The 6,076-nt window shown below is 71.5% G+C and carries 5 protein-coding genes and 1 pseudogene; 1 reads left to right on the top strand and 5 read right to left on the bottom strand.

The genetic code is table 11. The features are described 5' to 3' along the window. From FPZ41_RS44185 to FPZ41_RS44210, 5 genes and pseudogenes are all read right to left on the bottom strand, one after another. Nucleotides 1–1,061, bottom strand: a pseudogene (locus FPZ41_RS44185) (hypothetical protein); the annotation flags it as partial. After that, entirely contained in the window at nucleotides 1,058–1,981 is a 924-nt protein-coding gene (locus FPZ41_RS44190) for a nucleotidyl cyclase domain-containing protein (protein ID WP_152870285.1), read from the bottom strand. The gene FPZ41_RS44190 and the pseudogene FPZ41_RS44185, both read right to left, overlap by 4 nt. 470 nt (nucleotides 1,982–2,451) lie before the next feature. Then, nucleotides 2,452–3,420, bottom strand: a complete 969-nt coding sequence (locus FPZ41_RS49235; RefSeq protein ID WP_228023424.1) for a Crp/Fnr family transcriptional regulator — start codon at nucleotides 3,418–3,420, stop codon at nucleotides 2,452–2,454. Between the two features lie 208 nt (nucleotides 3,421–3,628). After that, complete coding sequence (locus FPZ41_RS44205; RefSeq protein ID WP_228023426.1) at nucleotides 3,629–3,946, bottom strand: FadR/GntR family transcriptional regulator; 318 nt, start codon at nucleotides 3,944–3,946, stop codon at nucleotides 3,629–3,631. Between the two features lie 41 nt (nucleotides 3,947–3,987). After that, nucleotides 3,988–4,413 (bottom strand): hypothetical protein, encoded by a 426-nt coding sequence (locus tag FPZ41_RS44210; RefSeq protein WP_228023425.1) that lies wholly within the window; start codon nucleotides 4,411–4,413, stop codon nucleotides 3,988–3,990. A gap of 303 nt (nucleotides 4,414–4,716) precedes the next feature. Between FPZ41_RS44210 and FPZ41_RS44215 the strand changes: the two genes are divergently transcribed. Beyond that, nucleotides 4,717–6,076: alpha-amylase family glycosyl hydrolase (locus FPZ41_RS44215; protein WP_322621518.1), on the top strand; the 1,360-nt coding region annotated here is incomplete at its 3' end.

A 6,076-nucleotide genomic window follows, 5' to 3' on the forward strand; every position in this document is an offset into this window, starting at 1 on the left:
GGGCAGGGCCGGCCGTAGCGGCCGGTCAGCAGGTGCCCCGCGGGTGAGGAGGGGGAGACGACGAGCACCGCGTAGGCCCGCTTCGCGGCGAGGCGCGCGGCGAGTGCGTCGAGATGTGGTTCCTGCGGTGCGGTCCAGTCACCGGGCAGTTCGGGAAACTGGACGATGAAGCCGCCGCCGTCCGGAACACCGTCGACCAGCGAATCCAGGTCGCCGGACATCAGCCCGAGGTCGGACGGGGCGAGCCTGGTGGCGCGCCCCCGGACCGCCGTACCGGCGACCGTCTCGTGGCTGGTCCGGGGCGTACGCGTCGCGAAGGTCTCTTGCACAGGCGTCGCCGCGGTCTCCTGCGTCCGAGTCGCGGAGGCCGGTTCACGCGTGGCCGCGGTGAGCTCGTCGAGCAGGCAGAGCCCGGTCGTCAGCCGCCCCGTGCCGGGCGGACCGCCCAGCACCAGGACGCGGCGGCCGCGCAGCACCTCCTTGAGAGCGGGGTAGCCGACCGGGGGCCGGTAGACCTGCCGCAGCCGGTCCAGCTCGTCCTCGGGCACGTCCCCGAAGACCGGGGCCGCCCCGTCCCGCGCTCCCACATAGACGTCACCGAAGTGCGCGTGGGCGAAGCGGCTGCGGTCGAAGACGCTGCTGTTGCCGCGGACGTCGAAGCGAGCCTGTGCGGCGCGCTGGGCGCGGGCCGCGGCGCGTGCTTCTCCGGGCACGCTGTCGTCGCCCAGCGGGTCCCGCATCGCTTCCCGAAAGCGCTCCTCCTGCCGCGCCCTCCACTCGGCGCGGTCCTCACCGGCCTGCGCGTCCGTGTCCTTCTGGTCCTCGTCGCGTTCCGGTTCCTTGTCGTGTCCAGGGTTCCTGTCGCGTCCAGGGTTCCTGTCGCGTCCCGGGTCCTCGTCGCGTCCCTGGGCCCGACCGTGTCCCTGGGCCTCGTCACGCCCGGCGGAACCGCGGTCGCTGCCTTGGTCGTACTGGTCGTACTGCTCCCGGGGAGAGGGGGCGCCGACGGCGTCCTGCGGTCCGACCGCGACGGGGCCCCCGCCCATGCCGTCGCCGTTCAACGGCCCTCCTCGGAACCGTCGTCGTCCCTCGCGGCACGGTCCGTACCGCCGAAGCTGACCGGCCCGTGGAACACGGCGCGGTGCTGGGCGACGCTGGTCCCGCCGGTCACGTGGATGTCCCACCGGGCGCCGGAGCCCGCCTCCTCGCCGGCCGGCCAGTCGTCGGACTCACGTGTCGGGCGGCCTCCGTCCGCGGAGGGCCGGACGCCCGCGGACGGGGTGGCGCCCCCCGCGTCCGTCCGCTTCCTCCGGCCCTCCGCATCGCCCCCCGCAGCCGCGCCGCCCCCGTGATCCCCCGTGGGCGCGTCTGCGGGAAGTACTCCGAAACCCTCGTCCCCCGGCAGCTCCGGTCTTGGCTCCCCCGGCACGTGGAACCACGCGGTGACCGGCCCCTCCTTGAGCGTGATCCGTGCCGAGCGGTAGGAGCCGGGCTCCACGAAACGCCCGCCGTGCCGTACCACCTCGTGGTGGAGCGACTCGGAGACCACACAGACCAGATCGCGCCCCGAGTGCTCCAGCACCGTGCGTGCCACCGACGAGTCCGCCAGTCGGCAGACCAGGTCCATGGCCTCGCCCGACAGCCCCTCGTCGTCGTGCTCGACCGGCCCCACGTGCACTCCGACGCGCAGCCCGAGCCGGCGGGCCAGGTCCTCGTTCTGGACGCGCTGCCGCTGGTGCATCTCGGTGAGCCAGGTGCCGAGGATCTGTACCGGCGGGATCCGCGAGTCCACCGCGGCGATGAACCCGTCGCCGCGGTCCTCCAGGTGGAGCATGGTCCGCGCGACTCCGCAGGCGGCGAAGGACGCGTGGGCGAGGTCGTAGATCTGTGCGCGCATCCGGCGCTTCGCTCCGTTGAGATAGGTCCCGGATCCACGGGCATCCACGCTCATCAAGGTCTTGTAGACGGCACCGTCGGCCATCCGGCCCTCCCCTGTCGTTCAGTGACTGCACGTCAGCATGTCGGCTTCCCCTGCCGGTGGATGTGGTCGTTTACACATCCCGTCGCAGCACATGGATCGCGGACCGGAAAGCGCGCGCCGTGCACGGAGGCACCGCACTTCACTCCGCACACCAACACCACCGCGAGGAACTCTTGACACAGACTCATGCGGCTGATCGGAACGGGGCGTAGCCGTGACGCACCCCGTAGCTCACCTCGTGGTTCACCCGCGGGGAAACGGGAGGCGCGGGCATTGGACGGCCGGAGGGAAGCCCGGTTGAAGATCACCGGGGGAGGCGCCGGGCCGAGACCATCGGCCGGTGGTGAAAAGAACCGGGGTCAGCTGATCGGGGCCAATGGACCGGGGTCAACGGGTCGGGTCAACGAGCCGCGTTCAACGGGCCGGGATCTGCAGGCCGACGTCAGTGGACCGGGGCCGGCAGACCGGACTCAGCGGCCCGGAAACCCGATGTTCCCTCCGGCCGCCAGCAGCCGCAGTGCATCGCGGTCGATCAGCTCGACCCGCCGGGGCCTGGTCCGCACGACACCGGCGCTCCGCAGCAAACGCAGTGCCTTGGCCACTGCCTCCCGCGTCGCCCCCACGGCGTCCGCGAGGTCGTGCTGGGCCAGTTCCGCGAGCACGGGGAACTCGTCGGCCGGGGGGCGAGGGGAGGACACCGGACGCCGATCCGGGGAAGCGAGCGAGGGCACGGGTACGGCCCGCGGACCTTCCTGGCGCGTCGGGCGTCCCATCGCCGCCGTACCGCGGGGACCGGTGCCGGTGCCGGTGCCGGCGCCACCGGCGGCCGCGCGCCCCTGCGTCCGCGCCGCCCCGCCCGGTATCCGCGCGCCCGCGCCGGGTCTCGGCTCCTCTCCGTCCGGCACCGGACCACGTGCCGCTCCCGGGCGCTCGCTCCGGGGGGCCGGGTGTCCCTGCAGCTCGGCCAGTTCCAGCAGCCGCGCGGCCACGCGCTGCAGCACCGTCAGCGAGGCCAGCGCCCGGCGCTCCTCGTCGGCGGTACGGAGCCGGGCCGCGAACTGGGTCATGAGCAGAGCCCCGACCTGTGGATCACGCCCGACAAAGGCACGGAAACGGGCGCCGGACACCACCAGGGCGCGTACCGGTCCCAGGGCCGTGACGGTGGCGCTCCGGGTGGCATTGCCGAAAGCGGCCATTTCCCCGACGACTTCGCCCCGCCGCCGAAGGGCGAGGATCAGCCGGGCCGACGAGCGTTCGACCGCCGTCGACACGACGGCCCACCCCTCCACGAGCACCAGCACATGGGTGCTGTCGTCCCGCTCCAGCAGAAGGTGCTCGTCCGGCCGGAAGGTGCGCTCCCCACTGATACGGAGCAGATCCTTCCGCGCTTTGTCGTCAAGGGCCTCCAGGAACGTACGGTCCTGCACCACCAAACCCATGAGAGCCCGTCACTTCCAGTGCGGTGGAGGGGAGTCGGAGTGGGGTGTCACTCTACTCGCGGGACGGTGCGGGCACACGGGGTTCCGTCACCGGAGACCACGGCGCGACGAGGCGGCGCGGCAGGCCCCGGGCCGCGGTGTCGCACACCCGGATGCCCGAGGCGCCCGGTGCGACGCCGACCGCCGCCTCAGGCTCGGCCCAGCTGCGTCAGGCTCGGCCCAGTTGCGCCCGCAGCCTCCGGGTGGCCGAGTCCATGTGCGCGTGCATCGCGGCCCGCGCCCCCTTCGCGTCCTTGGCGCGCACGGCCATGAGCACAGCGTCGTGCTCGGCGAGCTTCCCCTCCCCCGGCTTGCGGATGTTCTGCCGGATCCACACGGCGACCAGGGATTCGAGGCGGGCCTGGAACCCGGCCAGGGCGCTGTTGTGCGAAGCCTCGGCCAGCGCCCGGTGGAAGGCGAGGTCGGCCACGAGATAGCGCTCGGGGTCGTCGTGCATGGCCCGCATGCGCCCGAGATGGGACTCCAGCGCGCTGCGGTGGCGGGTTCACCGGCTGACGACCGCCCCGCTCAGGAGGGGCAACCAGAGTCGGCGATCACGAAGTAACCGGGGCCGGTCTCCTCCAGGGTGTGGGTCTCGAACAGGTTGTACAGGCCCATGTACTGGTTGGAGCCGTTGGCGTAGACGTACCCGAGACTCTGGTGGGCCCGGTCGGCGGCCACCTGGTTGTAGTTGTTGTCGGAGTAGCACTGGTGGGTCGCGCCGGTGGTCGTGGCCTGGACTTCTGCCGAGGACACACCCACCTCGCCGGAGCCGTCAACGGCGGCCACGGTGTAGCCGTAGGTGGTGCTGGAGGAGAGCCCGGTGTCGGTGAAGGAGATCGAGGCCGGCGTGCCGACCTGGGCGCCGCCGCGGTAGACACGATAGGAGGCCGCACCCTCGACCGAAATGGCGATGCGCTCCACCCCGCGCGGGCACGGGCTGTGGTCCAGCACCGTTGCGGCACTGCTGCGGCACCGCTGCGGCACCGCTGCGGCACCGCTGCGGCACGACAACGGCCCCGGCAGCGGACGCGATGCGGCTGCCGGAGCGAGGGCCGGCGCGTGCCGACGTCAGCTCAGCGAGCACGAAGCCGTCATCGCGGTCGCCGCGATGTTGCGGACCTTCCGATCGTGCGCGAGGCCTTTACCACACTCAAAGGTTGCACTATTTTTCGGCAAGATTCAGCAACTTCTTTCAAACCAACGGCGCCTGGGACCGGCGCCGGGGGCTCTCCCTGCCTACCTTCAGGAGCCGCCGTGTCTTCGTTCCCCCCTGCCCGCACGCCCAGAAGACGCCGCCTTGGCATACGCACCGCCACAGCGGTCCTCGCCGCCACCGCGGCTCTCGCCGCACCGCTCGCCCCCGGCGGCCTCACCACCCCGGCCGCGGCCGCGAGCGGTGGACCGCTGGGTGCCCGTTACGACACGACCGGCGCGAACGTGGAGTTCCGGATCTACTCCTCCCGCGCCACCCGCATCGACCTGTACCTGTACCGGACGGCGACCGGCAGCCAGGAGGCAGCCGCCCTCCAGCTCACCAAGGACTCCGCGACCAACGTCTGGTCCGTGACGGTCCCCAAGGCCACGCTCGAGCAGCAGTACGGCATCACCGGCCCGGTCTCCTACGGTTACCGGGCCTGGGGACCCAACTGGCCCTACAACGCGGCGTGGACCAAGGGTTCAACCGCGGGCTTCGTCACGGACGTCGACGCGGCCGGCAACCGGTTCAACCCGAACAAGCTGCTGACCGACCCCTACGCCCGTGAGCTCACCCACGACCCGGTCACCCCCACCGCCCCCGATGCCTCGGTCTACGGCACCGGCCCTCAGCACCGCGCCGTCGACAGCGCCCCACAGGCCCCCAAGGGCATCGTCCTGGCCGCGGACGCCACCAGCACCGGGACCAAGCCCACCCGGGCCCTCAAGGACGACGTCGTCTACGAAGTGCATGTGCGCGGACTCACCAAGAACGACCCGTCCGTGCCCGCCGCCTACCGCGGCACCTACAAGGGCGCTGCCCTCAAGGCCGCCGACCTGGCCGCCCTCGGCGTCACCGCGGTGGAGTTCCTGCCCGTGCAGGAGACCCAGAACGACGCCAACGACGTGAACCCGACCAGCACGGCCGGGGACAACTACTGGGGCTACTCCACCCTCAACTACTTCGCGCCGGACCGCCGTTACGCCGCCGACCGGAGCGCCGGAGGTCCCACCCGCGAGTTCAAGGAGATGGTGAAAGCATTCCACGACAAAGGGATCAAGGTCTTCACTGACGTCGTCTACAACCACACCGGTGAGGGCGGTCCCTGGAACGCGAGCGACAAGAACACCTACAACCTGTTCTCCCTGCGCGGCCTGGACAACCCCACCTACTACTCACTCACCAGTGACATGCAGAGTCCGTGGGACAACACCGGCGTCGGCGGCAACGTCAACACGTACAACCCCGTCACACGAGACCTGATCACCGATTCGCTGGCCTACTGGAAAGACACCCTCGGTGTCGACGGCTTCCGCTTCGACCTCGCGCCGGTCCTCGGCAACACCTGCCGGCACGGCTGCTTCCAGTACAGCCGCACCGACCCGAACACCGCGCTGAACCGCATCACCGCCCTGATGC

The organism is Streptomyces acidicola, from assembly GCF_009377235.1.
Taxonomy (GTDB): Bacteria; Actinomycetota; Actinomycetes; order Streptomycetales; family Streptomycetaceae; genus Streptomyces; species Streptomyces acidicola.

Bases quoted from the DNA above. Each gene is read 5' to 3' on its own strand.
- FPZ41_RS44190 (WP_152870285.1), bottom strand. From the start codon at position 1,981: ATGGCCGACGGTGCCGTCTACAAGACCTTGATGAGCGTGGATGCCCGT.
- FPZ41_RS49235 (WP_228023424.1), bottom strand. From the start codon at position 3,420: ATGGGTTTGGTGGTGCAGGACCGTACGTTCCTGGAGGCCCTTGACGAC.